The organism is Aerococcus sp. L_32 (genome assembly GCF_050689315.1).
The window spans coordinates 1-733 of sequence record NZ_JBOEQF010000923.1 but is presented as its reverse complement, the minus strand read 5'-3'; the positions used below and the strand labels follow the sequence as shown (position 1 = coordinate 733).

Genomic DNA, 733 nt, shown 5'->3' with positions numbered 1-733 from the left:
CACGTCTTCTAACAATACAACATTCCCTTTACGAGTAGATAATTTCTTACCATCTTGAGTAATTAAACCAAATGGAATGTGGTTAATATCTGCAGCCCAGTCATAACCCATTAACTCTAATACAGCTTTTAATTGCTTGAAGTGGTTACTTTGTTCGTTTCCTACCACGTAAAGTGATTGGTCGAAATTATAAGTATCCTTACGGTATAAAGCTGTTGCTAAATCACGTGTGATATATAAAGTCGCCCCATCAGATTTTTTAATTAAAGCTGGGTTTAAGTTATAAGCCTCTAAATCAACGATTGTTGCACCGCGGTCTACCTTTAATAAGCCTTTGTCATTTAATTCATCGATAACAGCTGGCATTTTATCTGAGTAGAATGCTTCTCCGTTGTAAGAATCAAATTCGATGCCAAGGATATCATAGATGCGTTGGAATTCTTTTAATGATTCGTCTTTAAACCATTTCCATAATGCATAAGCTTCTGGATCGCCATCTTCTAGTTTTTTAAACCATAGACGTCCTTCATCTTCAAGACTTTCATCATTTTCTGCTTCTTCATGGAATTGTACATAGTACTTCAACAATTCTTGAATTGGGTTTTCACGAACAGCTTCTTCAGAACCCCATTTTTTGTAACCAACAATCAACTTACCGAATTGTGTCCCCCAGTCACCCAAGTGATTGATACGTACTGGATTGAACCCAACTTTTTTTGTGATGTTGGCAATG

Annotated in this window: 1 protein-coding gene; it reads right to left on the bottom strand. The window is 36.4% G+C overall.

Annotated elements, in window-relative coordinates; all coding sequences use genetic code 11:
* A partial coding sequence (gene argS, locus ACRCJ0_RS17385; protein WP_431391407.1) for an arginine--tRNA ligase occupies nt 1-733 on the bottom strand: 733 nt, incomplete at both ends.